The organism is Mesorhizobium sp. WSM4822 (assembly GCF_055811155.1).
The window spans coordinates 502,497-526,559 of the sequence record NZ_JBVVQM010000003.1; the positions used below are offsets into that span (position 1 = coordinate 502,497).

Consider the following 24,063-nt stretch of genomic DNA (forward strand, 5'->3'; position numbering starts at 1 on the left):
GATCAGATCATGCGCAAGAAAGAGATTCCATGAACCCACCCATTCTCGAACGCGATCCGTCGGACCCGCAGAAGCAGAAGAAGGAAGGCGTCAATCCGCTGCTCAAGCTGGTGCTGGAGCTTGGGCCGTTGATGGTGTTCTTCTTCGCCAATGCGCGCGGCGGATGGCTGGTGCAGAAATTCCCTGTTCTGGCCGAGTTCGGCGGGCCGATTTTCGTCGCCACCGGGCTGTTCATGGCCGCCACGGCAATCGCCCTGATCGCCTCGTGGCTGCTCACCCGCACCTTGCCGATCATGCCGATGGTGTCGGGCGTCGTCGTCTTCATCTTCGGCGCGCTGACGCTCTATCTGCAGGACGACATCTTCATCAAGATGAAGCCGACCATCGTCAACACGCTGTTCGGCGGCGTGCTGCTCGGCGGCCTCTACTTCGGCAAGTCGCTGCTTGGCTATGTCTTCGATTCAGCCTTCAGCCTCGACGCCGAAGGCTGGCGGAAACTGACCTTCCGCTGGGGCCTGTTCTTCCTGTTCCTGGCCATCGTCAATGAGGTGGTGTGGCGCAATTTTTCCACCGATGCCTGGGTTACTTTCAAGGTCTGGGGAATCATGCCGATCACGCTTCTGTTCACCTTCAGCCAGATGCCGCTGATCCTGCGTCATTCGCTCGAGGACAAGGCCGGCAAAGAAGAGAAGGCCGGGAAATAGAGCAGTTTCAGGAAAGTGTCCGGAGCTGCGTCAAAACAAAGGGAAACAGCGGTTCTGCGTTCGTTCAACAATGAACCGTTCTGGGGAGAGGGACATGGAATTCATCACCACGCGCGACCAGTTGAGGACGATCTACAAGACGCCACGGCCGACCGACGGTTCTATCCGCAAGGAGCTGAAAAAAATTGACGGCCATTGCCGCTCCTTCATCGGCAAGAGCCCGTTCGTGCTGATCGGCTCGTCCGACGGTGCCGGCAACGCCGACGTGACGCCGAAGGGCGACAAGCCGGGCTTTGCCACCGTTCTCGACGACACCACCATCGCCATTCCCGACCGGCCCGGCAACAACCGGCTCGACACGCTGGAGAACATCCTCCTCAATCCCTCGGTCGGGCTGCTCTTCCTCATTCCCGGCATGAACGAGACGCTGCGCGTCAACGGCGATGCCCGCATCACCGTCGACGCAAATTTGCGCGAACGGCTCGCCGTCGACGGCAGGGAGCCGCAAAGCGTCGTCGTGGTCAGCGTCAAGGCCGCCTACATGCACTGCGCAAAAGCCTTCATGCGCTCGGATTTGTGGAAGCCGGAAACCTGGTACGACCGCGCGACGCTGCCGACGCTCGGCCAGATCATGCGCGATCAGCTGGCGGTTGCCGATTCCGCCGAGGCGACCGATCGCTGGCTCGACGAGGAATACAGGAAGACGATGTGGTAGCTTTCCGGACGCGATTCGCGTCTGGACTGATTCCATACCTTGCTGAACATCCTTGCCATTTCCGGCAGCCTGCGCGCGGCCTCCACAAATTCGGCGCTGATCGCCGCACTGGCGCGCGAAGCGCCGTCCGGCTGCCGCGTCACCGTCCGTGACGGGCTCGGCCGTCTACCGATCTTCAATCCCGACGATGAAGGCGAGCGGACACCGCTCGAAGCCTCCAAGCTGATCGATGCCGTCAGCCGAGCCGACGGCCTGATCGTTTCCTGTCCGGAATATGCCCATGGCGTGCCGGGCGGGCTGAAGAACGCGCTCGACTGGCTGGTCTCGCGCGATGCCGCTGTCGCCAAGCCCGCCATGCTGGCACACGCCTCGCCGCGCTCGCTGTTCGCCCGCGCCGCACTGGCCGAGATCATGCGCACCATGTCGTTCGCGCTTTGCGACGACGTGCTGGAGATTGCCCTGCTCGGCAAGAAGCCGCCGGAGGTGGAGGCAATCCTGGCCGAGCCGGAAAACCGGCTGGCGATGCGCGATGCGCTAGCCGCGTTCGTGGAGTTTATTCGCTCGCGTTGAGGCCGAGCGGCCGCCGCGGCCAATCTCCCTCCTCGTGGGGGAGATGCCCAGCAGGGCAGAGGGGGGGCGCTGTCCCGCCAACCTGTCTCGGGGAACTACCCCTTTCGCAGCGTCTCCACATCGGTCTTCCCAACGTACCAATCGCGCGCGTTGACCTCTTCAAAAACCACCCAGACATCGTCGTTGCTCAGCCCGGTGGCGTCCATGATGGCCGCCGTCACCTTTTTGGCGATGTCCGCCTTCTTGCCCGCCGGATCGGCTGATATCACTTCCTTGACGATGCGGATGTTGACGAATGGCATTTTGTCCTCCCGGGATGTTCGTGCTCGCGACCCGCTTCGATGAAACCGTCGAACGGCCGCCAGTGCTCCAGTCTCAGCCAGAGCTCCAGTCTCAGTATGTCTTGGCGCCGTTGACCATGAGCCGCACCATGTAGAGCGACGTGGTGCCGGCGATGTAGAGGCAATTCAGCTTGTTGCCGCCGAACACGCAGTTGGCGGTGACTTCCGGCACCTTGATCTTGCCGATCAGCGTGCCGTCCGGATCGTAGCAATGGATGCCGTCGGCGGCACTCGTCCAGATGCGGCCGTCCTCGTCGAGCCTGAAGCCGTCGAACAGGCCGGCCGTGCAGTCGGCGAAGACTTTCTCGCCCGAAACCTTCTTGCCGCCCTTGCCGACATTGAAAACCCGCATATGCGCCGGATTCTGCGCGCCATGCGTGCGGCCGGTATCGACGACATAAAGCTTGCTCTCGTCGAGCGAGAAGGCCAGGCCGTTAGGCCGGACCATGTCGGTGATGACGGCTTCGACCTCGCCCGTGCCGGGATCGACCCGATAGACATGGCAGGCGCCGATTTCGCTCTCGGCCCTGTCGCCCTCATAATCCGTATCGATGCCGTAGCTCGGATCGGTGAACCAGATCGAGCCGTCGGATTTCACCACCGCGTCGTTGGGCGAATTCAGCCGCTTGCCCTTCCATTTGGACGCGATCGTGGTGACCGAGCCGTCGAACTCGGTGCGGCTGACACGGCGGCCCGAATGCTCGCAGGTGATCAGCCGGCCCTGCCGGTCGACGCTGTTGCCGTTCGAATTGCCGGACGGCTGGCGGAAGACGCTGACATTGCCGTCGGTCTCGTCATAGCGCAGCATGCGGTTGTTGGGGATGTCGGACCAGATGACATAGCGGCCGGCGGCGAACCAGGCCGGCCCCTCCGCCCACTGGCATCCGGTGAACAGCTTCTCGACCTGCGCGTTGCCGTTGAACAGGCGCGCGAAGCGCGGATCGAGAATTTCATAATAGTCTGCGGCCGCCATGCTTTTCCTCCCGGCATCAATGACACCCGGATCAAGCCAGCCGGAGGGACAGAAGGCAATGTGGGTACGCACAGTGTCATGCAAAAGATCGCTTGCCGGCTCTGTGCATGACGTTAGCGCCGTATTAACCGGCTATGCGTCCAGCGCAATGGTGCATTGCAACATCTTCTTTTTGCAATGCACCATTACTATGTCATGCTTCGTATCGATCAAGGGAGGAAGAAACCGCCGCCGAAACGCGGCGCCAAAAAAGGAACCTTGCTATGATCCTCGACAGTCTCATGACCCGCGCTCGCAACAGCATTGCCAAGCGCAAGCACTACAACCGCCTTGTCGCCGAAATCGACAGCTTTTCCAGCCGCGATCTGGCCGACATGCGCGCCGATCGCTCGGAAATGCTCTACCAGATCCACAAGCAGATCTACGGCTGAGTCCGGCTTGAGGGGAATCCCCCTCACCCGGATTGCCAAACCGAATTGCAAGAGCAATTCCGGGCAATCCGACCTCTCCCCGAGGGGAGAGGAGCTACCTGGCGCCGCCGCTTCCCTCTTCTCCCCCACGGGGAGAAGGTGGCCGCATAGCGGCCGGATGAGGGGGCCTAGCGCTGCCGTCTAACCCGGAACCGCCAGCGCCTTGTCGATCTGTGGCAGCAAGAGATCCCTCGCCGTCTCGGGCGTCAGCGGGCCGACATGCTTGTAGGCGATCTTGCCGTCCTTGCCGATGACGAAGGTCTCCGGCACGCCGTAGACGCCCCAGTCGATCGCCGCGCGGCCCGCTTCGTCGACCCCTATCGCCTGGAACGGATTGCCGAGATCGCCGAGGAACCGGCGTGCATTTTCCGGCCGGTCCTTGTAGTTCAGCGCCGCCATGGTGAAACGCTTATCCTGCGACAGCGCCAGAAGCACCGGGTGCTCTTCGCGGCATGGCGCGCACCACGACGCGAAGACGTTGACCAATGTGACCTTGCCGGCGAAGGTTTTCGAATCGAGCCCCGGCAGGTTGGACCCCTCCAGCGCAGGCAGGCTGGTTTGCGGCGCAGGCAGGCCGATCAGGGCCGACGGCACTTCCGAAGCATCGCGCCCCGACAGCAGCTGCGACAGGAACAGTCCGGCCAGGCCGAGGAAGATCAGCAGCGGCAACAGCACGAACAGGCGACGAGTGCGTGGGGGCGGCGTTTCCGTTTCGGTGCTCATGGCTTTGCGGCCTTGTCGGAGCGCCGCCGCACGCCGGATGCCTCCAGTTCGGCGAGTTCGCGCTTGCGCGCCCGCTGGTCGAGCAGGATCCAGCCGATCAATCCGGCCAGCACCACGGCCGTAATGCCATAGGCGGCGGTCACGTAGAGTGCATGCGCGCTCATGCGACGGGCCTCGCTGAGGTGGGGGCTTCCAAGCCGATCATGTCGCCCAGTCTAGACATGCCTTTCCCTTAGCCTCGCTCCGTCGGCTTCGCAATCGGTCGCCGCGCCGCAGTCATACGCCGCGTCAATCCGTGCCATGGCGCAGCGCCAGCGCCGCCGAGACCGGACCCAGCACGCCAAGAAACAGGGTCAGCGCGGCAAGAATGAGGAAGGGCTGCAGAAACGGATCGGGATTGGCGGTCGCTCCATAGCTTGCCGAAACGCCGAAGATCAGCACCGGAATGGTCAGCGGCAGCACCAGTACCGAGATCAGCAGCCCGCCACGCGGCAGCGCCACTGCCACCGCAGCACCGGCGGCGCCGATGAAGGTGATCGCCGGCGTCCCGACCAGCAGCGTCAGCGCCGTGGCGCCGATGCCGAGCGGCTCCATGTTCATGAACAGGCCGAGCAAAGGAGCCGCGATGACCAGCGGCAGCACGCTGCCCGCCCAATGCGCCAGGCATTTCACCAGCACCGTCAAGGCCAGCATGTGGCGGTCGTTTCCGAGCACCAGGAGATCGAGCGAGCCATCCTCGCGATCGGCCTGGAACAACCGGTCGAGCCCGAGCAGGCAGGACAGCAGCGCGCCGATCCACAGGATGGCCGGTCCGATGCGGGCCAGCAGCTTCAGGTCTGGCCCTACTCCGAACGGGATGGTGGCGATGACGGCGAGGAAGAAGATGACCCCGGTCAGCGCCCCGCCGCCGGCACGGATGTTGAGGCGGATGTCGCGGGCGAAGAGCGCTAGCATGGTATGAGATGCTCGCGCGCCATCATCAACCCGTTTCCCCCATCCTCAACTCCATCCCCTCGATCCCCAGCGGCAGATGCGTCGCCGCGACAATCATCCCGCCATCCGTGCAATGCTTGGCCATCAACCCCGCAAATCGCGCCTCCGACGCCTTGTCCAGCCCTGCTGTCGGCTCATCCAGCAACCACAATGGCCGGTGGCTGACCAGAAGCTTGGCGATCGCCGCCCGGCGCCGTTGCCCGGTCGATAGATAGCCGAACGGCAGGTGGCCGATGCCGCCGAGCCCGACCGTTTCCAGCGCCTCTTCGACGCCGAGCTGTCCGTCGCCGTTGAAGTCGCGCCAGAAGCGCAAATTCTCCGCCACGCTGAGCGCCGGCTTCATTGCGTTCTGGTGGCCAAGGTAGTGACAGGCCGAGGCAACAGACGGGAACGCTTCGTCCCCGTCTTCAATCTCCATGGCACCCTCGATCCTCACGCTGCCTTGCGCCGCCGGCAGCAGCCCGGCGATGACCCGCAGCAAGGTCGACTTGCCCGATCCGTTCGGCCCGGTGACGATGAGCGCCTGACGCTCCTCCAGAACAAAATCGATGCCGGAAAACACCGCCTCGCCGCCTCGCTCGCCGCCCAGATTTTCGGCGATCAGCCGCATTCCTCGCCTGCCCTGAAACCATGTGTCGCGGCCGCTGCCGCATCGCACAAATTTGCTTTCCAACTGTCTAGAACTATTCCAGAAAATTCTCTATATGCGGTGCATCCGTGCCAGCGGTCGGCACGGGAACAGAATTAGCGCCGAACCAGCGCACGCGCCGCCTTGAACGGCTCGGGTTGCTTGGGAACGGACAGCGGAAATGGCCGTACCCGCACCTTTGCGCGTGATTGCATGCCATCGGCGTCCGTTCCCTTTCAGGCTGAACAGACAAGGATCGCACGTGTCAAAATCCCTCGACAGTTTCAATTGCCGCCGCACGCTGACCGCAGGCGGCGCGGAGTATGCCTATTTCGACCTCATAGAGGCCGAGAAGAACGGTCTCACCGGCATCTCGCAGCTGCCCTATTCGATGAAGGTGCTGCTGGAAAACCTGCTGCGCAACGAAGACGGCCGCTCCGTCACCAAGGAATCGATCCAGGCGGTGGCCGGCTGGCTGACCGACAAGGGCACCGCCGGCGTCGAGATCGCCTATCGCCCGGCCCGCGTGCTGATGCAGGATTTCACCGGCGTTCCGGCCGTGGTCGACCTTGCCGCGATGCGCGACGCCATGGCCTCGCTCGGCGGCGATCCGCAGAAGATCAACCCGCTGGTGCCGGTCGACCTCGTCATCGACCATTCCGTCATCGTCGACGAATTCGGCACGCCGATGGCCTTCGCCCGCAATGTCGAGCTGGAATATGAGCGCAACGAGGAGCGCTACAAATTCCTGAAATGGGGCCAGCAGGCATTCCGCAACTTCCGCGTCGTGCCGCCCGGCACCGGCATCTGCCATCAGGTCAACCTCGAATATCTCGGCCAGGTGGTGTGGACCAACACCGAGGACGGCGAAACGACGGCCTATCCCGACACCTGCGTCGGCACCGATTCGCACACCACCATGATCAATGGCCTTGGCGTGCTCGGCTGGGGCGTCGGCGGCATCGAGGCCGAGGCGGCCATGCTCGGCCAGCCTGTCTCCATGCTTCTGCCTGAGGTGATCGGCTTCCGCCTCACCGGCAAGCTCAAAGAGGGCGTCACCGCCACCGACCTCGTGCTCACCGTCACCCAGATGCTGCGCAAGAAGGGCGTCGTCGGCAAGTTCGTCGAGTTCTTCGGGCCGGGCCTCTCCAACATGACGCTGGCCGACCGCGCCACCATCGGCAACATGGCGCCCGAATATGGCGCCACCTGCGGCTTCTTCCCGGTCGACTCGGAAACCATCCGCTACCTCACAATGTCCGGCCGCAGCGAGGACCGCATCGCGCTGGTCGAGGCCTATGCCAAAGCTCAAGGAATGTGGCGTGAGACCGGCTCGACCGATCCGGTGTTCACCGATCTGCTCGAGCTGGAACTTGGCTCCGTCGTGCCGTCGATGGCCGGACCCAAGCGGCCCGAGGGCCGCGTCGCCCTTGAAGGCATTCCGGAAGGTTTCGCCAAGGCGATGGAGACCGAATACAAGAAGGCCGCCGAAATCTCCAAGCGCTACGCAGTCGAAGGCACCGACCATGATCTCGGTCACGGCGATGTCGTCATTGCCGCCATCACTTCGTGCACCAACACCTCGAACCCGAGCGTGCTGATCGGCGCCGGCCTCCTGGCCCGCAACGCCAACCGCCTCGGTTTGAAGCAGAAGCCGTGGGTGAAGACCTCGCTGGCGCCGGGCAGCCAGGTGGTGGCCGAGTATCTGGAGAAATCCGGCCTGCAGAAGGAACTCGATCAGATCGGCTTCAACCTGGTCGGCTTCGGCTGCACCACCTGCATCGGCAATTCCGGGCCGCTGCCGGCGCCGATCTCGAAGACCATCAACGACAAGGGCCTGATCGCTGCCGCGGTCTTGTCCGGCAACCGCAACTTCGAAGGCCGCGTCTCGCCCGACGTGCAGGCCAACTATCTGGCGTCGCCGCCGCTGGTCGTCGCGCACGCGCTGGCCGGCACCGTCACAAAGGACCTGACCACCGAGCCGCTAGGCGAGGACAAGAACGGCGAGCCGGTCTACCTCAAGGATATCTGGCCGAGCTCGGCCGAGATCCAGGAGTTCATCGAGAAGAACGTCACCCGCGAGCTGTTCGCCCGCAAATATGCCGATGTCTTCAAAGGCGACGAGTACTGGCAGAACGTCAAGGCGCCGGAAGGCCAGACCTATGCGTGGGACGACAACTCGACCTATGTGCAGAACCCGCCCTATTTCGCCGGCATGACGTCAGGTTTCGGCAAGATCGGCGATATCAAGGGCGCCCGCGTGCTCGGCCTGTTCGGCGACAAGATCACCACCGACCACATTTCGCCGGCAGGATCGATCAAGGCGGCCTCGCCGGCCGGCAAATACCTCACCGACCACGGCGTCGGCGTCGCCGACTTCAACCAGTACGGCACGCGGCGCGGCAACCACGAGGTGATGATGCGCGGCACCTTCGCCAACATCCGCATCCGCAACCACATGCTGGGCGAGAATGGCCGCGAGGGCGGCTACACCATCCACTACCCGTCCAAGGAAGAGGAATCGATCTACGACGCGGCGATGGAATACAAAAGGGAAGACGTGCCGCTGGTTGTCTTCGCCGGCGTCGAATACGGCAACGGCTCGTCGCGCGACTGGGCGGCCAAGGGAACCAATCTCCTTGGTGTCCGCGCGGTCATCGCCCAGTCCTTCGAGCGCATCCATCGCTCGAACCTGGTCGGCATGGGCGTCATTCCCTTCGTCTTCGAGGAAGGCACCTCATGGGCATCGCTCAACCTCAAGGGAGACGAGCTGGTCGAGATCGACGGCTTGAGCACCATCAAACCGCGCCAGACGATGATCGCCAAGGTCACCTATGGCGACGGCACGGTGAAGAACGTGCCGATCATCTGCCGCATCGATACGCTGGATGAGCTCGATTACTTCAAGAACGGCGGCATCCTGCAATACGTGCTGCGCGATCTTGCAGCTTAGGGAATAGGGGACTAGGCAGTAGGGAATAGAGACCCCTACTGCCTACTGCCTACTGCCTACTGCCTACTGCCTACTGCCTACTGCCTACCTTAGGCTTCCCAAACCGCGCCGCTGCCGCCAAAAGCACGCCGAGCATCACGCCGTTGAGGATGTGCCAGAGGAAGTGCGTTCCGAGAGGAAAGCTGCCGCAGATCACCGGATCGATCATCCGGCAGATGACGGACACGACGAAGATCGCCGATCCCGCCAGATTATACCAGCCGGCGCGATTGCCGCTCACCGTCACCCAGACACCGAAGAAGGCGAGCGCCAGGAACGGCGGCAGATAGCCCGTCGTACCGTTCGACGCCTGGCGCAGCCAGTCCGGCACGGCCAGGGTTATCGCCCCGGCAAGCACATAGAAGGCGATGAAGATGGCAATGGCCTTGCCCCATCGCATGCCGAGGAAGCGACGCAGATTGAACAGCGTGTAGGCCAGCGTGAAGCCGGCGATCGGCAGCACGTCGGCCCAGACCGTGCCCTTGGTGGCAAAGGTGTGGAAGATCGTCGAGCCGATGCCGATCGCCACCACCCACCAGGCCAGCACCTCGGCGAAGGCGCCGGTGCCCAGCCTTCGCACCTCGCGCACGCCCCACAGGCCGGCGGCGATGAAGGCGAGGTTGGTCAGGGCGTTTACCGGTTCGGACCAGAATTCCGGGCCGGTCCGCTCGCAATAGAGGTCGACTGGCGCCAAAAACGTTTGCCACATCGTGATTGTCGCCCGAATCGGTTTCTATCCTGAAGCGCAGATCCTTCCTATTGCGGGGTTGCGGTCGGCTGCAATGGCAAAATTTCACCGCAACGTGACTTCCCGTTGACTTCCGGTTCTGCCACATATTTTAGCAATCAAGATAAAGCCGGCACCACCGGCGGGAATCGGAATGGCCATGGCCTCGCGAAAATCATTGTGGCTGGCAGCTCTTGCGCTGGCCTTCTCGGCGTCTGCCGGCGCCGGGCATGCCGGCGAATCCGATCGCGCCCATGCCGACCGGGTCCAGATCGACAGGCCCCAGATCGACAGGCCATTGGGCGTGGTCGAACTGTTCACCAGCCAGGGCTGCAGTTCCTGCCCGCCGGCCGATACGCTATTCTCCGAACTTGCCGCCAAGGAAGATATCGTCGCGCTCGCCTATCACGTCGACTATTGGGACTATCTCGGCTGGCAGGATACGCTGGGCCGCAAGGAGAACACCGAGCGGCAATACGACTACATGCGCGCCTTCGGCAGCCGCTCCGTCTATACGCCGCAGGCCGTTATCAATGGCCGTGTCCACGTCAACGGCGCCAGCCGCGGCGAGGTCGATGGCGCGCTCGCCCGCATGGCCAAGAGCGGCGAAGGCATGCGCGTCGCCGTCAAGGTCAGCCGCACCAGCGACCGTGTGACGATCGACGCTGGCGATGCCGGCAACGGCCCCAGCGACGCCCATGTCGTCATCGTCTATTTCGACCCGCCGCAGACGGTCAAGGTCGGCGAGGGCGAGAACACCGGCCGCAAGATGACCTACTGGAACGCCGTCACCGGGATACAGACCGCCGGCATGTGGCATGGCAAGGCACAACGCTACGAACTGCCGATGAGCGAGATTGCCAAAAAGGGCGGCTGCGCCGTGCTGCTGCAGTCGGTCGGCAAGGACGGCATGCCCGGTCCCATTCTCGGCGCCGCGTTCATCCACAAGCCTTAACCGACGTCGGCGTCGCCCCTCATCTTCGCTAGGACAGCGGATGGGAGAGGCCCCCAGCCGCTTCGCGGCCACCTTCTCCCCGAGGGGAGAAGAGATAAAGCGCCGCCGCGATCTCCTCTCACCTCGGGGAGAGGTCGGATTGTCCCGAATTGCCCCTTCGCAATTCGGTTCGCAATCCGGGTGAGGGGGACGCGACGCTCGGTGAAAAACCGCACTCGACTCACCAGCCAATAAAAAACCGACGTCAGCTTGCTTCTGACGTCGGTCATTTAGGTTTTGGGATCGTCGCACCCGATTCTTCCGAAGAAGAACCGAGGTTGGTTCGATCCGACGCAGACCCGTGGGCGGGGGGCTTGGGGTTTACGAGCCGGTGCCGGACCGAACCGTCTCAGGCAACACCGGTAAATTCGTCGGACATTGGGGCATGAGCGCGGATAAAAAAAGGCAGAAATGTGGCGGAACATCACCAATTCCAACACGGCGTTTCCTAAAAGTGACTGGACGTAACGGAAACAGCGCGGCGCGGGGCTCGGTTCGCTGGGCTTGCAATTCAGTCGCGAACACGCCAACTTTGGTTGGCAAAGATTCATTTTGAAGGATCGAGGCATGACCGATGACAGCGGCGGGACGGGGGATGGGGACGCATCCGCGATATTGATCCCGCTGCACGAGGCGCGACGCGAACGTCTCGATCAGCCGGTGCGGTTCGACCGCCGCGAGCTGGACCAGATCCTCAGGCTCTACGGCCGCATGGTCGCCGCCAATGAATGGCGCGACTACGCCATCGATCATCTTGCGGATCGCGCTGTGTTTTCCGTATTTCGCCGCACCAGCGAAGTGCCGCTGTTCCAGATCGTCAAGGATCCGAAACTGGCCCGCAAGCAGGGCGCTTTTGCCGTCATCGCCGCCGGCGGCCGCATCCTGAAGCGCGGCCAGGAACTCGGCCGCGTGCTTGGTGTGTTCGACAGCAAGCTGAAGCTGGTCGAAGCCTGAGCTGGGGAATTAGAGCAGGGGAATTGAAGAACTGGAGAATTGAAGAATTGATGAAAAGGGCACTCGACGCCTGACGCTATCTTCTTCAATTCTTCAATTCTTCAATTCTTCAATTCTTCAGTTCCCCCTAAGGCGAAACTTCCGCTCCGGCAGCGATTCGGGATCGGGCGGCAGCGTCGCACCGCCATTCAGCGACAGCTGCATGAACACCGTGTCCAGCCAGCGCCCATGCTTGTAGCCGGAACCTTCAAGGCGTCCCGAATGGCGAAAGCCGAGCTTTTCGTGCAACCGCACCGAGGCGCTTTCGGGACGGCCATCGCCGATCACCGCGATGATCTGGCGAAAGCCCGCCGTCGTCACTGCCTCGATCAGGCTTTGCATCAGCTTGAGCCCGACGCCCTGGCCCTTGGCCTCGGGCGCGACATAGACCGAATCCTCGACGATGAAGCGATAGGCCGGGCGTGGCCGGAAGGCGCCGGCATAGGCGTAGCCGAGAACGGTCCCGTCCTTCTCCGCCACCAGGTAAGGAAAGCCGCCGGCCGTCAGGCTGTCGAATCGAACACCCATCTCCGCACGGCTCGGCGGCTCCAGCTCATAGCTCGCCGTGCCTTGGGTCACCGCATCGGCATAGATGTCCGTGACGCTGTCGAGGTCGGCCACCGTGGCGGGCCGGATCGCAATATTGCTCATTGTTTATGCATGCCGTTTCTCTGCTCGCAATAACAGCAAGGGCAAAGACAAAAGAAAAGGGCGGCCGTTGGGCCGCCCTTCCGGAAGTTGATGGTCCAATGCCGCTTTAGCGGCGGTCGCCCATGAACTGCAGCAGGAACATGAACAGGTTGATGAAGTCGAGATAGAGCGTCAGAGCGCCCATGATCGCCTTGCGGCCGGCGACGTCGGAAGTGTCGCCCTCGAAATACATCTCCTTGATCTTCTGCGTGTCATAGGCGGTCAGGCCCGCGAAGACCAGCACGCCGATCGCCGACACGGCAAAGGACAGCGCCGACGACTGCAGGAAGATATTGATCACCGACGCGATGATGATGCCGAACACGCCCATGATCAGGAACGAGCCCATCGCCGTCAGGTCGCGCTTGGTGGTGTAGCCGAACAGCGACAGCGCACCGAAGGCGGCGGCCGTGGCGAAGAAGGTCTGTGAGATGCTGGCCGTGGTGTAGACCAGGAAGATCGAAGACAGCGACAGGCCGACGAGACCAGCATAGACCCAGAACGTCGTCTGCGCCGCCGAAACGCTCATCGACTGAACGCGGAACGACAGGAACAGCACGGCAGCCAGCGGCGCCAGCATCACCACCCAGCGCAGCGGCGAGCCGAAGATCGCGTAGCCGAAGGAGGTCAGCATCTCGCCGCTTGGCAGCGTCGCGACAGCCGAAGCCGGATCGGTGGTGGTGGCCAGCATGATCGTGCCGATCGCGGCAAGACCAGTGATGAGGAGGCCAAGCCCCATCAGATTGTAGACCCTGATCATATAGGCGCGCAGGCCCTGATCGATGTCGGCACCGACGCTGACGCCGGGCACGGCGCGCGTCTGGTAGTTGCGAATGGGATCAGCCATTGTAGTCCTCTATTGCTTCTGCCCCGTCGGGTGTCAGGTCCTTCCGGACCCAGGCGCCGCTGGCAGGGCTCCAGCATGCCTGTGGCGAAATATGATGGTTATTCGCGTCAAGAACAAGTCCGTAACCGGATGTAACGGTTCGTGAGAGGGCGAAGTGCCGATTCCTCGGCTTTTCGGAGGGCTTTCTTACCAAGATTTAATCCAGGATGCCCACTTCCGGGCCTGTCGTCACAAATTGCGCAGCACCGGTGCTGCCTTGTGGCCGAGCACCCGCCAGGTGCCGGCCAGACCAATGCCGACCGTGATCACCAGCGAAAACAGAATGGTCGCCACTGCCACCTCGGGCATGAAATGCGACGGCAATGTCATGATGCGCGCGACGACGAACCAGGCCGCCGCACTGCCCGCCGCCAGCGCGAAGATGGCGGTGGCCAGTCCGATCAGCATGTATTCGAGCGAGAAGGCCGATATCAGCGTCGTGCGTGTCGCACCCAGCGTCTTCAGCACCACCGCATCATGGATGCGCGCCCGGTTGCCGGCGGCGAGCGCGCCGGCCAGCACCAGCACCGAAGCGATCAGCGCCACGCCGGCCGCGGCCCGGATCGCCGAGCCGAGCTGTCCGACCAGCCGGTTGACGACATCGAGCGCGTCCTTGACCCGCACCGTCGTCACCGCCGGGAAGGCGCGGGTGACGGCGTTGAGGATGCGGGCGTCGTCGGCCGTCGAGGTACTCTTTTCGGTCAGCGTCGCCATCCAGCCATGCGGGGCGCCCGCGAATGTGTTGGGCGAGAACACCATGACGAAATTGATGCCCATCGTCTCCCACTCGACCTGGCGGAAATTGGCGATCCTGGCGGTGACATTGCGTCCGAGCACGTTGACGGTGATGGTATCGCCGAGCTTCAGCCCGATCTCCTTGCCTTCTTGCGCCGAAAACGAAACCAGCGGCTCGCCGCTGTAATCTTCGGGCCACCAACTGCCCTCGGTCAACGTCGCGTTCTGCGGCTGCCTGGTGTCATAGGTCAGGCCGCGGTCGCCCCTCAGCACCCAGGCGCCTTCCGCCGGCACCTTCACCTTGTCGACATCGATACCGTTCAGCGCCATCACCCGGCCGCGCAGCATCGGCACCTTGGCCAGTACGCCCTGCGGCGCCTCCTTGCCGATCAGCGCCGAGAAAGACGCGACATCGGCGCTCTGGATGTCGACGAAGAAGAAGTTCGGCGCCCGTTCCGGCAGGCTGCCGGAGATCTGCCGCCTGAGATTGCCGTCGATCAGCGCCAGCGTCACCAGCAGCGTCAGGCCGAGCCCCAAGGACAGCACCACCGATGGCGTCAGCGCGCCTGGCCGATGGATGTTGCCGATAGCGAGCCTGAGCGCCACGAAGCGCACGCGCGGGCTCTTCCTGGCCGCCCATTGCACCAGTGCGCCGACCACGCGCAGCACCAGGAAGGCGAAGACGGTAGCGCCGACAAAGATCGAGGCGATGCGCTGATCGCCCGAGAACAGAATGGCCAGCGCCGCAAGCAACAGCGCGATACCTATGGCCGCCGCGACATAGGCGGGGCGCGGCAAGCCGCGGCCTTCCAGCCCCATTTCGCGAAACAGCGCGGTTGCCGGCACGTCGCGGGCGCGGCCGAGCGGCAGCAGCGCGAAAGCCAACGTCACCAGCAGGCCGAACAGCGCCGCCATGCCGAGCGCGCCGGGATAGAAGCCGCCTTCGGCCGGCACCGGAATGACGGATTGCAAGGCCGCACTCGCCGCGAACGGCATCAGTGCGCCGAGCACAAGGCCCAGCACGATACCCAATGCGGCAATGATCAGGATCTGCACCAGATACACGGCAAAGACGAAGCCGCCCGAAGCGCCCAGGCTCTTGAAGGTGGCGATGACGCCGCGCTTGCCGTCGAGATAGGCGCGTACTGCGTTGGCGACGCCGACACCGCCGACCACCAGCGCCGTCAGCCCGACCAGGGTCAGGAACTGCGAGAAACGTTCAATGTTGGACGACAGCGCGGGCGCTGCGTTGCTGCGTGTGCGGATCGACCAGCCTGCTTCGGGGAAATCCGTGGCGGCCTGGTCCTGGACGGCCTTCAGCCGCAACTCGTCGGCGTCCGCCGGCAGCCGGATCTTGTAGGCATTCTCGACCAGGCTGCCCGGCTGGATCAGTCCAGTCGCCGCCAGCCCGTCGGTCGAGATCATCAGCCTTGGCGCGAAGCCGAAACCGTCGGACACGGCGTCCGGTTCGGCGACCAGCCTGGCGCGCAGTTCTAAAGTGGCGGTGCCGAGCTTCAGCCGGTCGCCGATCTTGACGTGCAACCGCTCGAACAGAAGATCGGGCGCCGCTGCGCCGAAGACGCCGAACTCTTCGCCGAACAGTTCCTGTTTCGACAGTGCCGGCTCGGTCTCCAGCGTGCCATAGAGCGGATAGGCATGGTCGACCGCCTTGGCCTCGACCAGCGCCTGGTCGGATCCGTCGGCCAGACGCGCCATCGAACGCATGCTGGCGGTCCGGGAAACTGTGCCGAGCCCGTCAAGGAAGCTGCGCTCCGCCTGGCTGGCGTCACGCTGATTGATCTCGAAGCGAAGATCGCCGCCAAGCAGCGTCTGGCCCTGATTGGCGACACCGGCGGTGATCGAACGCGCCACCGAGTTGACGCCGCCGATGGCCGCGACGCCGAGCGCGATGCAAGCGAGGAAGATGAGGAAGCCGGACAGGCCGCCACGCATCTCGCGCAACGAGAAGCGAACCGCGAGCCTCAACGTCCGGGACAGCGGCATCAGGCCGTCACCTTGACGGGGGTAGGTGCCTCGATCCGGCCCGAGCGCATCGATACCTGGCGCGAACAGCGCGCCGCGAGCGCCGGATCATGGGTCACCAGCACCAGCGTCATGCCGCGCTCGGCCGCTTTGGCAAACAGGAGGTCGGCGACCTGCCGCCCGGTCGCCTGGTCGAGATTGCCGGTCGGCTCGTCGGCGATTAGGATGCGCGGCGACGGCGCCAATGCGCGGGCGATCGCCACGCGCTGCTGCTCGCCGCCCGACAATTCGCCGGGATAGTGGGTGACGCGGTCGCTGAGGCCAACCGCCGCCAGCTCGCGCGCCGCTACCGCGAACGGATCGGCATGGCCGGCCAGTTCCAGCGGCACCGCGACATTTTCGAGCGCCGTCATGTTGGGAATGAGATGGAAGGACTGGAACACGATGCCAATGTTTCGGCCACGAAACGAAGCAATCTGGTCTTCGCTTTTGCCGTTGAGCAGCTCGCCGGCGATTCGGACCGTACCCGAATCGACCCTTTCCAGTCCTGCCAGGACCATCAGCAATGTCGACTTGCCGGAACCCGAAGGCCCGACGATGCCGGTCGCCTCCCCGGTCGCCACATCAAGGCTGACACCCTTCAGCACATGCACCGATGAAGCGCCCTCGCCAAGGGTCAGGGATACATCTTTCAGCGCGATGACGGCTTCTGTCAAAATGAAATCGTCCTATAATCTGGGAAGGCTCTGCTTGCCGGAAGCCGTCGACTGAAGAATTCCTAGCTCATATGGGGCCTGCCGCATGTCTTTCAAACGCAGTATTGCCGCAGGCCTCATGGTTTTCCTCGCCATTTGCGGCGCCATGCCGTCAGCGCGTGCCGAGCCGTTCAAAATCGTCGGCTTCGGCGACAGCCTGACGGCGGGCTATGGCCTTGGGCCTGACCAGGGCTTTACCGACAGGCTGCAGGCTGCCCTTCGCGCCAAAGGCCATGATGTGAGCGTCGACAATGCCGGCGTTTCCGGCGACACGACGAGCGGTGGCCTGGCGCGGCTCGACTGGTCGGTGCCCGACGGCACGCAACTGGTCATCCTCGAACTCGGCGCCAACGACATGCTGCGCGGCGTTTCGCCCGACATCACCAGGAAGAACCTCGACGAGATGCTGAGCAAGCTGAAGCAGCGCAAGATTGCCGTGCTTCTGGCCGGCATGCGTGCCGCACCCAATCTCGGCCCCGACTACCAGAATGCGTTCGACGCCATTTTTCCGGACCTGGCGAAGAAATACGACGTCGTGCTCTACCCGTTCTTTCTCGACGGCGTCGCCGGCCAGCCCGGCATGCAACTCGAGGACGGCCTGCATCCGAGCGTTGAAGGCGTCGACCAGATAGTCGAACGCATCCTGCCGACGGTCGAGAAGGTGATCGCGGCAGTGCCGGGCGATTCCTAGCAGATTGGAACTGTTTCCGCGCATGGGGCTTTTAACAGGGACTGTGGCCAACAAACCTCTTGCTCCGTTTGACTATCGATGATTCGCTGGGGATGACAGTTCGATTCGAGGAAGGGAGGCTCTTCATGCCGCGTCTTTTCACCGCCCTCGAAATTCCGCGTGACGCTGCCCTTTCGCTGTCCCTGCTGCGGGGCGGCTTGCCGGGAGCCCGCTGGATCGATGTCGAAAACTACCATCTGACGCTGCGCTTCATCGGCGATGTCCCCGGCCATGTCGCCGACGAGATCGCCAACGCGCTCGACCGCGTCCACCGCCCTTCCTTCTCGCTGGCGCTGTCCGGCGTCGGCGCTTTCGGCCAGAAGAAGCCACATGCGGTGTGGGCAGGCGCTTCCGCCTCGCCCGGTCTGGCCGCCCTTCAGGGCGAGATCGACCGCATCTGCCAGCGGCTCGGCATCCCGGCCGATCCCCGCAAGTTCATGCCGCATGTCACGCTGGCACGCTTACGCAATTCGACCCCGCTGGACGTCGCCCAATATCTGTCGGCGCGCGGCAATTTCTCGACGCTGCCGTTCCGCATCGGCCGTTTCGTGCTGATGTCGTCGCGCGATTCGGTCGGCGGCGGACCTTACATCGTCGAGGAAGCCTGGCCGCTGTCAGGCACGGACGCCCGCGCGTCCAGCCTTGTCACCAGCGCCTCCGACGCCTCGCGGATCATGCGATAGGCGGAAGCGAAGGCTTCTACCTCGTCATGATAAGGATCCGGCACGTCGCGTGCCTTTCCCTGCGCGAACTCCAGGAACAGATGGATGCGGTCCTGCACGGCCGCCGGCGCCAGCGCCTTCAGGTCGGCGACATTCGACCGGTCCATGCCGAGGATCAGGTCGAAACGGTGGAGGTCCTGCGGCGTGACCTTGCGCGCCCTTTGCCCGGAAATGTCGACGCCGTGCCGCACCGCGATCGCGATCGCGCGTCGATCGGGGGCAGAGCCGGCCTCCCAGTCACTGGTTCCCGCTGAATCGAGCAGGATATCCCGGGCCGACCCGCGCTCGGCCCAAACCGCGCGGAAGACACCTTCCGCCAGCGGCGACCGGCAGATATTGCCGAGGCAGACGAAGAGAATGGAGTTTATGGGCTTCGCGCTCATCGATCCGTCGCTATGGTGAGGGTCGTTTTCGAATAGCACAGGATATGGACATGGCGAGAGAGAAACTGGGCAGGCAAGCCGCTGAAGCCGCATTGACCGGTCTTGACGGCTGGGCGCTGGCGGAAGACGGCGCTTCCATCAAGCGCACATTCACCTTCGCGAATTTCTCCGAGGCTTTCGCCTTCATGACCCGCGTCGCGCTTGCCGCCGAGACGATGGACCATCATCCCGACTGGTCGAATATCTACAAGACCGTCGATGTGACGCTGAACACTCATGACGCCGGCGGCGTCACCGCGCTCGATATCGATCTGGCCAAGAAAATGAACCGTTTTGCCGGCGCCTGAGGCCTGGTATCGCCTCGGCAGGCTCAAATCGGCACCGGCATCTTGTAGCCGGGGTCGGGTTTCACCACATTTTCCCCCGCGGGCATGCGCCGGATGCGCATGGGCGCTCGCAAGGAGACACTGATGGCGCAACAATCCGGTTTTGATTTCTTCGGCTTTGGCGGCAAGCTGGCAAACGAGAGCGAAGTGCGCGAGAAATTCTGGCGCACAGCCAAGAAGGCCGCGCGGCAGATCCCCTTTATGGAAGAGGTCGTGGCCGCCTACTACTGCGCCATGGACAAGAACACCCCGCTGCGCGCCAAAGGCATTCTGCTGGCCGCGCTCGGTTATTTCGTGCTGCCGGTGGATGTCATCCCCGACTTCGTCTTCGGGCTTGGCTTCACCGACGACATCGCCGTGCTCACCGCCGCGATCACCGCCGTCAGTGCCCACATCACCACTGCGCACCGGCAGGCCGCCAGGGACGCCATGGCCGACAAGGGCTGAACTCGCGCACGGAACGCCGTTGAAGCCGGCTTTCTGCGGCAGCGTAAAAAGTCAAACTCTTGCCGCTTTCGTGGCCTCCAAGTCGCCCAAGGGATGTCGCGCCAGCCGCTCGCAAGGCGGCGGCGCGGGAATGGCGGCGGTTTCCTCGGGGTGAGGGTCCTTTTCTCTTCGGAAATTCACCGTTTGGTAACCCAGATTAAATCAAAATGAAGCGACGGGCAGGACGCCAAGCCGGCCTGCCTCCGCACCATTTGGAATACGGGAAAAGCGATGCGCGGATTAATTGCACTAGTTTCGAGCCTGGTCCTGGTGGCCGTGGCAGCGCCGGCGCTGGCGCAGTCGGCGACCAAGATCGGCCAGCACAATGCCTGGGGCACCTACAGTTACCAGGCATCGGGCGGCAAGGTCTGCTATGTCCTGACCGTGCCGACCGACAAGCAGCCGCCTACGCTCGATCATGGCGACATGTTCTTCTTCGTCAGCCAGCGGCCCGGCCAGCAAGTGTCCTACGAGCCGCAATTCATTGCCGGCTACAATTTCCAGGACGGCTCCAAGGCCACCGTGACCATCGACAAGAAGACGTTTTCGATGTTCACCCGCGGCAAATCGGCCTGGGTCGAGAATGCCGCCGAGGAGCCGGTGCTGATCGCCGCCATGAAGACCGGCACCGACATGAAGGTGACGGCGAAGTCCGGCCGCGGCAATCCCACCTCCTATGTCTTCTCGCTGAAAGGTATTTCGGCGGCGCTGACGTCGATTGCCAAGTGCAAATAGGCAAGGAGTGCAGGCACGCACTTCGTTTGAATGAAAGGCCGGGCCGCGAAGCCCGGCCTTTTGCTTTCAGCCTTGCGCCGATCCCGGCCCGGCCTCCGCCCGCCGCCGCCGGATCGCCTCGGCGATGAAAACACGCGACAGCGCGTGGTAGAGCGGTTCGTGCGAGATCATCCGCGCCGTACCGTAGCCCAGCATCGAGGCCAGCATCAGCGCGATGACATTGTCGTGATTGCCGGTCATCTCCAGGATGATGACGAAGGCCGTCATCGGCGCCTGCACCACCCCGGCGAAATAGCCGGCCATGCCGAGCAGTGCCGCAGCCCCCGTGCTGGCGCCGAAGAGGAGGCCGAGCGAACTGCCGATGCCGGCGCCGACCGCCAGCGAGGGCGCGAAGATGCCGCCCGGAATGCCCGAGATCATCGACAGCAGTCCCGCCAGGAACTTTTCGGCAAAGAAGAACCATGGCAGCGGCGTGCCTTCGACGGCGCCCCGTGCCTGCACGTAACCGGTGCCGAAGGTCAGCCCGTCCGAGGCGATGCCGATCACTGCAACCAGCAGCCCGCAGACGGCCGCGACCAGCAAAGCGCGCTGCAAAGGCTGCCCAGTGTTCCAGCGCCGGATCCGGCGTGTCGCCTTCAACGCCAGCAGCGAAAACAGCGCGCCGAGCCCGCCGCCGATGACGCCGCAGGCGATCACCAGCGGCCACTCGGCGGCAAACGAGATCGTGTCCTTGGCGACGCCGAAATAGGTGTAGTTGCCGAGCAGGCCGAGCGAGGCGAGGCCGGCCAGGATCACCGCCGTCAGCACCAGCCCGTTGGTACGCGCCTCGTAGGTGCGGCCCATCTCCTCGATGGCGAAGACGATGCCGGCCAGCGGCGTGTTGAAGGCGGCGGCGATACCGGCGGCCGACCCGGCCAGGATCAGGCCCCGCGCCTGCACCATGCCGCCCCAGCGCGCCGCCTGCAGCATCAGCGACGCGCCGACCTGCACGGTCGGACCCTCGCGGCCGATCGAGGCGCCGCAGAACAGGCCGACGATGGTGAGCATGATTTTGCCGACCACCAGTTTGAGGGACAGGATGTGGCCGCGGTCCTCGTCGTCGCGAAGATGGCGGGCGGCGATCGCCTGCGGAATGCCGCTGCCTTGCGAGCCGGGAAAGAAGGTGTGGGCAAGCCAGGCGCACAGCACGAAACCCAACGGCGTAACGGCAAGCGGCAGATAGAAACGCCAGCCACCTGCGTCTCCTGTCATCAGGTGAAACAGTTCCTGCGCCCTGTCCGCCAGCACCGCGAACAGCACGCTGATCACACCGATGCCAAGCGCCCCGGCCCAGAACACCAGGCGCGGCTGCCACACCCGCCGTGAGCCCCATATCGCGCGCGAACGCCGCAGCATGGGATATCTTCGCGATGTGCCGGCCATGTCTGTCCTCGAGCGGGGAGTATCGAGCCCTAACACGTGCAGGCCAGAGGTTAAACCGGCACAACCCATGACTCTGCCCTCAACCTGTGCTATGCGCCGCGCTTCCTTTCCGGCACGATGCGTGAAATCGGCCGCAAACCGCTTATATCAGTGCAACCATGACCCTTTCATTCGATCTCACCACTGACGGCGCCCGCGACGCGTTGCGCGCCCGCGCGGCACAGCCCGAAAAGCCGTCGCTGATCGGCCTGACGCGGGTCGAGCTCGCCGAGGCTCTGGTTGCATCAGGCACTGTGCCCGAGCGCCAGGCGAAAATGCGCGCCCAGCAGCTGTGGCACTGGATGTATGTGCGCGGCGTCTCCGATTTCGCCGGCATGTTCAACATTTCCAAGGATCTGCGCGCCGAACTGGACAAGCACTTCACCGTCGCCAGGCCCGAGATCGTCGAGGAGCAGATTTCCGCCGACGGCACGCGCAAATGGCTGTTCCGCTTTCCGCCGCGCGGCGCCGGCCGGCCGGTCGAGATCGAGACTGTCTACATTCCCGAAGAGGGTCGCGGCACGCTGTGCATCTCCTCGCAGGTGGGCTGCACGCTGACCTGCTCGTTTTGCCACACCGGCACGCAGAAGCTGGTGCGCAATCTGACGGCTGAGGAGATCCTCGCCCAGTTGCTCACCGCCCGCGACCGGCTCGGCGATTTTCCCGACCGCGACACGCCCGACGGCGCCATCGTGCCGGCCGAGGGCCGCAAAGTGTCCAACATCGTCATGATGGGAATGGGCGAACCGCTTTACAATTTCGAAGCGGTCAAGAAGGCGCTGCTGATCGCTTCCGACGGTGACGGCCTTTCCTTGTCGAAGCGCCGCATCACGCTATCGACCTCCGGCGTCGTGCCGGAAATCTTCCGCACCGGCGAGGAGATCGGCGTCATGCTGGCGATCTCGCTGCATGCCACCAATGACGATCTGCGCGACCTGCTTGTGCCGATCAACAAGAAGTATCCGCTGAAGGAGTTGATCGCCGCCTGCCGCGCCTATCCCGGCCTGTCGAACGCCAGGCGCATCACCTTCGAATATGTGATGCTGAAGGACGTCAACGATTCCATCGAGGACGCCAAGGGCCTGATCAAGCTGCTCAAGGGCATTCCGGCCAAGATCAATTTGATCCCGTTCAACCCATGGCCGGGCACCAACTACCAGTGCTCGGACTGGGAGACGATCGAGAAATTCGCCGATTACATCAACAATGCCGGCTATGCCTCGCCGATCCGCACGCCGCGCGGCCGCGACATCCTCGCCGCCTGCGGCCAGCTCAAGTCCGACTCCGAGCGCATGCGCAAGGTCGACCGGCTGGCGCTGGAAGCGATGATGATAGCGGGGCACGGCGAGGCGTGAGCCGCCCCGTCGCCTGGCTGAAGCGCCTCGCCGTGATGGCGGTCGGCTATATCGCCGCCGTGCTGACCTCGATCCTGGTCCCGGTGCTGCTGATCGCTCTTCTGGAAGGTTTGGAAGATGGCAACTGGTCCATCATTTTCGCTTTCGACTGGCTGGGCTCGTTCCCGCTCGCCGTGTTGACCGTGACGATCGCCGCGCTGCTGATCGTCGGCCCGGCGCTCTTTGTCGCCGAATGGTTTTCGCTGCGGGGATGGTTCTACTTTGCCGCCACGGGTGCGATCACGTCCATCGCCTTTGGCGTGTCCATGCCGCGCTCGGCCGGCAGTTTTATCTTCAATCCGGGCTTTCTCGGTTTCCTGGCCACCGCCGGCATTGCCGCCGGTTCGGTCTACTGGCTTCTGGCCGGACGCAAGTCGGGCATGCGCCAGGATTTGGGCCGAGATCTGGGATGACCCGTCTCGTCGGCTACCTCATCCGTTTCACCGTCATCCTGTTCGGCTATGCCATCGCCTCGCTGGCGGCGAGCGCCTTCCTCAACATCCTGTTGCTGGCATCGCTCGGCTACACGCCGGAGCATGCGCATCCGACGGCGACGGCTTCCCTGTATTTCTCAATTCCCTTCGCCGCCCTGTTCGTCGCCTATTTCGCCCTGATGCCGGCCTCTGTCGTCATCCTGCTTGCCGAAATCCTCGGCCGGCGCGACTGGCTGTTCTATGCGCTGGCGGGCGCGGTGGTTGCCGGTGTTTTCCTCGGGCTTGCCAACCACAGCGGTGACACCGCCTTCGCTGTCAGGGACACCAGCGCCATCATGGCCGTGATCGGCAGCGGCATGGTCGGTGGTATCTTTTACTGGCTCAGCGCCGGGCGCTGGGCCGCAAGCTGGTGGCAAGGCGAACCAGGGTCAAAAGAGGATGGCCAGACAGGATGACGGCG

Annotated in this window: 28 protein-coding genes; 15 read left to right on the forward strand and 13 right to left on the reverse strand. The window is 63.6% G+C overall.

Annotation, left to right across the window (positions count from 1 at the left end; all coding sequences use genetic code 11):
* Window positions 1-29 precede the first annotated feature (29 nt).
* The 3 genes from AC0L3E_RS10480 to AC0L3E_RS10490 all read left to right on the forward strand — a co-directional run bounded on the left by AC0L3E_RS10480 (window position 30) and on the right by AC0L3E_RS10490 (window position 1,989).
* Complete coding sequence (locus tag AC0L3E_RS10480; RefSeq protein WP_027037447.1) at window positions 30-704, forward strand: septation protein A; 675 nt, start codon at window positions 30-32, stop codon at window positions 702-704.
* 94 nt (window positions 705-798) lie between these two features.
* Complete coding sequence (locus tag AC0L3E_RS10485) at window positions 799-1,419, forward strand: pyridoxamine 5'-phosphate oxidase family protein (RefSeq protein ID WP_473604737.1); 621 nt, start codon at window positions 799-801, stop codon at window positions 1,417-1,419.
* Between the two features lie 39 nt (window positions 1,420-1,458).
* Window positions 1,459-1,989, forward strand: a complete 531-nt coding sequence (locus AC0L3E_RS10490) for an NADPH-dependent FMN reductase (protein WP_473604738.1) — start codon at window positions 1,459-1,461, stop codon at window positions 1,987-1,989.
* Between the two features lie 95 nt (window positions 1,990-2,084).
* Here AC0L3E_RS10490 and AC0L3E_RS10495 read toward each other — a convergent pair whose 3' ends face one another.
* Both AC0L3E_RS10495 and AC0L3E_RS10500 read right to left on the reverse strand, forming a co-directional pair.
* The gene (locus AC0L3E_RS10495; RefSeq protein ID WP_023811297.1) at window positions 2,085-2,291 is read right to left on the reverse strand and encodes a tautomerase family protein; all 207 of its coding nucleotides are present in this window, start codon (window positions 2,289-2,291) and stop codon (window positions 2,085-2,087) included.
* 91 nt (window positions 2,292-2,382) lie between these two features.
* Window positions 2,383-3,303, reverse strand: coding sequence for an SMP-30/gluconolactonase/LRE family protein (locus AC0L3E_RS10500; RefSeq protein WP_256747782.1), 921 nt, complete (start codon window positions 3,301-3,303; stop codon window positions 2,383-2,385).
* Between the two features lie 263 nt (window positions 3,304-3,566).
* Here AC0L3E_RS10500 and AC0L3E_RS10505 point away from each other — a divergent pair, with 263 nt between their 5' ends.
* On the forward strand, window positions 3,567-3,734 hold the full coding sequence (locus AC0L3E_RS10505) for a hypothetical protein (RefSeq protein WP_013528833.1): 168 nt from the start codon (window positions 3,567-3,569) through the stop codon (window positions 3,732-3,734).
* 180 nt (window positions 3,735-3,914) lie between these two features.
* Here AC0L3E_RS10505 and AC0L3E_RS10510 read toward each other — a convergent pair whose 3' ends face one another.
* The 4 genes from AC0L3E_RS10510 to ccmA form a co-directional block, all read right to left on the reverse strand.
* Window positions 3,915-4,496, reverse strand: a complete 582-nt coding sequence (locus AC0L3E_RS10510) for a DsbE family thiol:disulfide interchange protein (RefSeq protein WP_473604739.1) — start codon at window positions 4,494-4,496, stop codon at window positions 3,915-3,917.
* A complete protein-coding gene (ccmD, locus tag AC0L3E_RS10515) occupies window positions 4,493-4,660 on the reverse strand; it encodes a heme exporter protein CcmD (protein ID WP_127268184.1) in 168 nt (55 codons plus the stop codon). Before ccmD ends, AC0L3E_RS10510 begins: the two co-directional genes overlap by 4 nt.
* A 124-nt stretch (window positions 4,661-4,784) precedes the next feature.
* Window positions 4,785-5,450, reverse strand: coding sequence for a heme exporter protein CcmB (gene ccmB, locus AC0L3E_RS10520; RefSeq protein WP_292565742.1), 666 nt, complete (start codon window positions 5,448-5,450; stop codon window positions 4,785-4,787).
* A gap of 25 nt (window positions 5,451-5,475) precedes the next feature.
* Entirely contained in the window at window positions 5,476-6,099 is a 624-nt protein-coding gene (ccmA, locus tag AC0L3E_RS10525; protein ID WP_128290106.1) for a heme ABC exporter ATP-binding protein CcmA, read from the reverse strand.
* A gap of 280 nt (window positions 6,100-6,379) precedes the next feature.
* On the opposite strand from ccmA, the gene acnA reads away from it, so the two are divergent.
* Window positions 6,380-9,070 carry an aconitate hydratase AcnA gene (gene acnA, locus AC0L3E_RS10530; protein WP_473604740.1) on the forward strand — a complete coding sequence of 897 codons (2,691 nt, stop codon included), beginning with the start codon at window positions 6,380-6,382 and terminating at the stop codon, window positions 9,068-9,070.
* 70 nt (window positions 9,071-9,140) lie between these two features.
* Here the strand turns inward: acnA and AC0L3E_RS10535 are convergent, their stop codons facing one another.
* Window positions 9,141-9,818 (reverse strand): ceramidase domain-containing protein, encoded by a 678-nt coding sequence (locus tag AC0L3E_RS10535; RefSeq protein ID WP_127269002.1) that lies wholly within the window; start codon window positions 9,816-9,818, stop codon window positions 9,141-9,143.
* Between the two features lie 172 nt (window positions 9,819-9,990).
* Here AC0L3E_RS10535 and AC0L3E_RS10540 point away from each other — a divergent pair, with 172 nt between their 5' ends.
* Window positions 9,991-10,791: a DUF1223 domain-containing protein gene (locus tag AC0L3E_RS10540; RefSeq protein WP_127269003.1), complete on the forward strand. Its 801-nt coding sequence runs from the start codon at window positions 9,991-9,993 to the stop codon at window positions 10,789-10,791.
* 606 nt (window positions 10,792-11,397) lie between these two features.
* On the forward strand, window positions 11,398-11,784 hold the full coding sequence (locus AC0L3E_RS10545) for a DUF2794 domain-containing protein (RefSeq protein WP_127269004.1): 387 nt from the start codon (window positions 11,398-11,400) through the stop codon (window positions 11,782-11,784).
* Between the two features lie 117 nt (window positions 11,785-11,901).
* Here AC0L3E_RS10545 and AC0L3E_RS10550 read toward each other — a convergent pair whose 3' ends face one another.
* The 4 genes from AC0L3E_RS10550 to AC0L3E_RS10565 form a co-directional block, all read right to left on the reverse strand.
* A complete protein-coding gene (locus tag AC0L3E_RS10550; protein WP_128307371.1) occupies window positions 11,902-12,474 on the reverse strand; it encodes a GNAT family N-acetyltransferase in 573 nt (190 codons plus the stop codon).
* Between the two features lie 106 nt (window positions 12,475-12,580).
* Window positions 12,581-13,360, reverse strand: coding sequence for a Bax inhibitor-1/YccA family protein (locus tag AC0L3E_RS10555; RefSeq protein ID WP_127271172.1), 780 nt, complete (start codon window positions 13,358-13,360; stop codon window positions 12,581-12,583).
* 228 nt (window positions 13,361-13,588) lie between these two features.
* Window positions 13,589-16,138: an ABC transporter permease gene (locus AC0L3E_RS10560; RefSeq protein WP_128307370.1), complete on the reverse strand. Its 2,550-nt coding sequence runs from the start codon at window positions 16,136-16,138 to the stop codon at window positions 13,589-13,591.
* Window positions 16,138-16,833, reverse strand: a complete 696-nt coding sequence (locus tag AC0L3E_RS10565; protein ID WP_027037462.1) for an ABC transporter ATP-binding protein — start codon at window positions 16,831-16,833, stop codon at window positions 16,138-16,140. The genes AC0L3E_RS10560 and AC0L3E_RS10565 overlap by 1 nt, the downstream gene beginning before the upstream one ends.
* Before the next feature lie 85 nt (window positions 16,834-16,918).
* On the opposite strand from AC0L3E_RS10565, the gene AC0L3E_RS10570 reads away from it, so the two are divergent.
* The gene (locus AC0L3E_RS10570) at window positions 16,919-17,563 is read left to right on the forward strand and encodes an arylesterase (protein ID WP_128307369.1); all 645 of its coding nucleotides are present in this window, start codon (window positions 16,919-16,921) and stop codon (window positions 17,561-17,563) included.
* 125 nt (window positions 17,564-17,688) lie between these two features.
* Window positions 17,689-18,285: an RNA 2',3'-cyclic phosphodiesterase gene (gene thpR, locus AC0L3E_RS10575; protein ID WP_127329347.1), complete on the forward strand. Its 597-nt coding sequence runs from the start codon at window positions 17,689-17,691 to the stop codon at window positions 18,283-18,285.
* Here the strand turns inward: thpR and AC0L3E_RS10580 are convergent.
* Complete coding sequence (locus AC0L3E_RS10580; RefSeq protein WP_127329345.1) at window positions 18,189-18,707, reverse strand: low molecular weight protein-tyrosine-phosphatase; 519 nt, start codon at window positions 18,705-18,707, stop codon at window positions 18,189-18,191. The two genes, thpR and AC0L3E_RS10580, sit on opposite strands and share 97 nt — an antisense overlap.
* Before the next feature lie 50 nt (window positions 18,708-18,757).
* Between AC0L3E_RS10580 and AC0L3E_RS10585 the strand changes: the two genes are divergently transcribed.
* The 3 genes from AC0L3E_RS10585 (at window position 18,758) to AC0L3E_RS10595 (ending at window position 20,314) form a co-directional block, all read left to right on the forward strand.
* On the forward strand, window positions 18,758-19,054 hold the full coding sequence (locus tag AC0L3E_RS10585) for a 4a-hydroxytetrahydrobiopterin dehydratase (protein WP_292458587.1): 297 nt from the start codon (window positions 18,758-18,760) through the stop codon (window positions 19,052-19,054).
* A gap of 123 nt (window positions 19,055-19,177) precedes the next feature.
* The gene (locus AC0L3E_RS10590) at window positions 19,178-19,540 is read left to right on the forward strand and encodes a YkvA family protein (RefSeq protein WP_224697606.1); all 363 of its coding nucleotides are present in this window, start codon (window positions 19,178-19,180) and stop codon (window positions 19,538-19,540) included.
* A gap of 270 nt (window positions 19,541-19,810) precedes the next feature.
* On the forward strand, window positions 19,811-20,314 hold the full coding sequence (locus tag AC0L3E_RS10595) for an invasion associated locus B family protein (RefSeq protein WP_127268363.1): 504 nt from the start codon (window positions 19,811-19,813) through the stop codon (window positions 20,312-20,314).
* A gap of 66 nt (window positions 20,315-20,380) precedes the next feature.
* Here AC0L3E_RS10595 and AC0L3E_RS10600 read toward each other — a convergent pair whose 3' ends face one another.
* Entirely contained in the window at window positions 20,381-21,736 is a 1,356-nt protein-coding gene (locus tag AC0L3E_RS10600; RefSeq protein ID WP_473604741.1) for a chloride channel protein, read from the reverse strand.
* A gap of 158 nt (window positions 21,737-21,894) precedes the next feature.
* On the opposite strand from AC0L3E_RS10600, the gene rlmN reads away from it, so the two are divergent.
* The 3 genes from rlmN to AC0L3E_RS10615 are packed head-to-tail and all read left to right on the forward strand — an operon-like array spanning window position 21,895 to window position 24,058.
* Window positions 21,895-23,130 (forward strand): dual-specificity RNA methyltransferase RlmN, encoded by a 1,236-nt coding sequence (rlmN, locus tag AC0L3E_RS10605; RefSeq protein WP_127329343.1) that lies wholly within the window; start codon window positions 21,895-21,897, stop codon window positions 23,128-23,130.
* Entirely contained in the window at window positions 23,127-23,582 is a 456-nt protein-coding gene (locus AC0L3E_RS10610; protein WP_473604742.1) for a hypothetical protein, read from the forward strand. Before rlmN ends, AC0L3E_RS10610 begins: the two co-directional genes overlap by 4 nt.
* A complete protein-coding gene (locus tag AC0L3E_RS10615) occupies window positions 23,579-24,058 on the forward strand; it encodes a hypothetical protein (protein ID WP_473604743.1) in 480 nt (159 codons plus the stop codon). The genes AC0L3E_RS10610 and AC0L3E_RS10615 overlap by 4 nt, the downstream gene beginning before the upstream one ends.
* Window positions 24,059-24,063: the final 5 nt, after the last annotated feature.

Excerpts from the sequence above, each read along its gene's own strand:
- AC0L3E_RS10595 (WP_127268363.1), top strand. The coding sequence starts at position 19,811 with ATGCGCGGATTAATTGCACTAGTTTCGAGCCTGGTCCTGGTGGCCGTG.
- AC0L3E_RS10580 (WP_127329345.1), bottom strand. The coding sequence starts at position 18,707 with ATGAGCGCGAAGCCCATAAACTCCATTCTCTTCGTCTGCCTCGGCAAT.
- AC0L3E_RS10505 (WP_013528833.1), top strand. The coding sequence starts at position 3,567 with ATGATCCTCGACAGTCTCATGACCCGCGCTCGCAACAGCATTGCCAAG.
- AC0L3E_RS10590 (WP_224697606.1), top strand. The coding sequence starts at position 19,178 with ATGGCGCAACAATCCGGTTTTGATTTCTTCGGCTTTGGCGGCAAGCTG.
- ccmD (WP_127268184.1), bottom strand. The coding sequence starts at position 4,660 with ATGAGCGCGCATGCACTCTACGTGACCGCCGCCTATGGCATTACGGCC.
- thpR (WP_127329347.1), top strand. The coding sequence starts at position 17,689 with ATGCCGCGTCTTTTCACCGCCCTCGAAATTCCGCGTGACGCTGCCCTT.
- AC0L3E_RS10545 (WP_127269004.1), top strand. The coding sequence starts at position 11,398 with ATGACCGATGACAGCGGCGGGACGGGGGATGGGGACGCATCCGCGATA.
- AC0L3E_RS10500 (WP_256747782.1), bottom strand. The coding sequence starts at position 3,303 with ATGGCGGCCGCAGACTATTATGAAATTCTCGATCCGCGCTTCGCGCGC.
- ccmA (WP_128290106.1), bottom strand. The coding sequence starts at position 6,099 with ATGCGGCTGATCGCCGAAAATCTGGGCGGCGAGCGAGGCGGCGAGGCG.
- AC0L3E_RS10560 (WP_128307370.1), bottom strand. The coding sequence starts at position 16,138 with ATGCCGCTGTCCCGGACGTTGAGGCTCGCGGTTCGCTTCTCGTTGCGC.
- AC0L3E_RS10480 (WP_027037447.1), top strand. The coding sequence starts at position 30 with ATGAACCCACCCATTCTCGAACGCGATCCGTCGGACCCGCAGAAGCAG.
- ccmB (WP_292565742.1), bottom strand. The coding sequence starts at position 5,450 with ATGCTAGCGCTCTTCGCCCGCGACATCCGCCTCAACATCCGTGCCGGC.
- AC0L3E_RS10570 (WP_128307369.1), top strand. The coding sequence starts at position 16,919 with ATGTCTTTCAAACGCAGTATTGCCGCAGGCCTCATGGTTTTCCTCGCC.
- AC0L3E_RS10600 (WP_473604741.1), bottom strand. The coding sequence starts at position 21,736 with ATGGCCGGCACATCGCGAAGATATCCCATGCTGCGGCGTTCGCGCGCG.
- AC0L3E_RS10555 (WP_127271172.1), bottom strand. The coding sequence starts at position 13,360 with ATGGCTGATCCCATTCGCAACTACCAGACGCGCGCCGTGCCCGGCGTC.
- AC0L3E_RS10485 (WP_473604737.1), top strand. The coding sequence starts at position 799 with ATGGAATTCATCACCACGCGCGACCAGTTGAGGACGATCTACAAGACG.
- AC0L3E_RS10510 (WP_473604739.1), bottom strand. The coding sequence starts at position 4,496 with ATGAGCACCGAAACGGAAACGCCGCCCCCACGCACTCGTCGCCTGTTC.
- rlmN (WP_127329343.1), top strand. The coding sequence starts at position 21,895 with ATGACCCTTTCATTCGATCTCACCACTGACGGCGCCCGCGACGCGTTG.
- AC0L3E_RS10535 (WP_127269002.1), bottom strand. The coding sequence starts at position 9,818 with ATGTGGCAAACGTTTTTGGCGCCAGTCGACCTCTATTGCGAGCGGACC.
- AC0L3E_RS10495 (WP_023811297.1), bottom strand. The coding sequence starts at position 2,291 with ATGCCATTCGTCAACATCCGCATCGTCAAGGAAGTGATATCAGCCGAT.
- AC0L3E_RS10585 (WP_292458587.1), top strand. The coding sequence starts at position 18,758 with ATGGCGAGAGAGAAACTGGGCAGGCAAGCCGCTGAAGCCGCATTGACC.
- AC0L3E_RS10615 (WP_473604743.1), top strand. The coding sequence starts at position 23,579 with ATGACCCGTCTCGTCGGCTACCTCATCCGTTTCACCGTCATCCTGTTC.
- AC0L3E_RS10540 (WP_127269003.1), top strand. The coding sequence starts at position 9,991 with ATGGCCATGGCCTCGCGAAAATCATTGTGGCTGGCAGCTCTTGCGCTG.
- AC0L3E_RS10550 (WP_128307371.1), bottom strand. The coding sequence starts at position 12,474 with ATGAGCAATATTGCGATCCGGCCCGCCACGGTGGCCGACCTCGACAGC.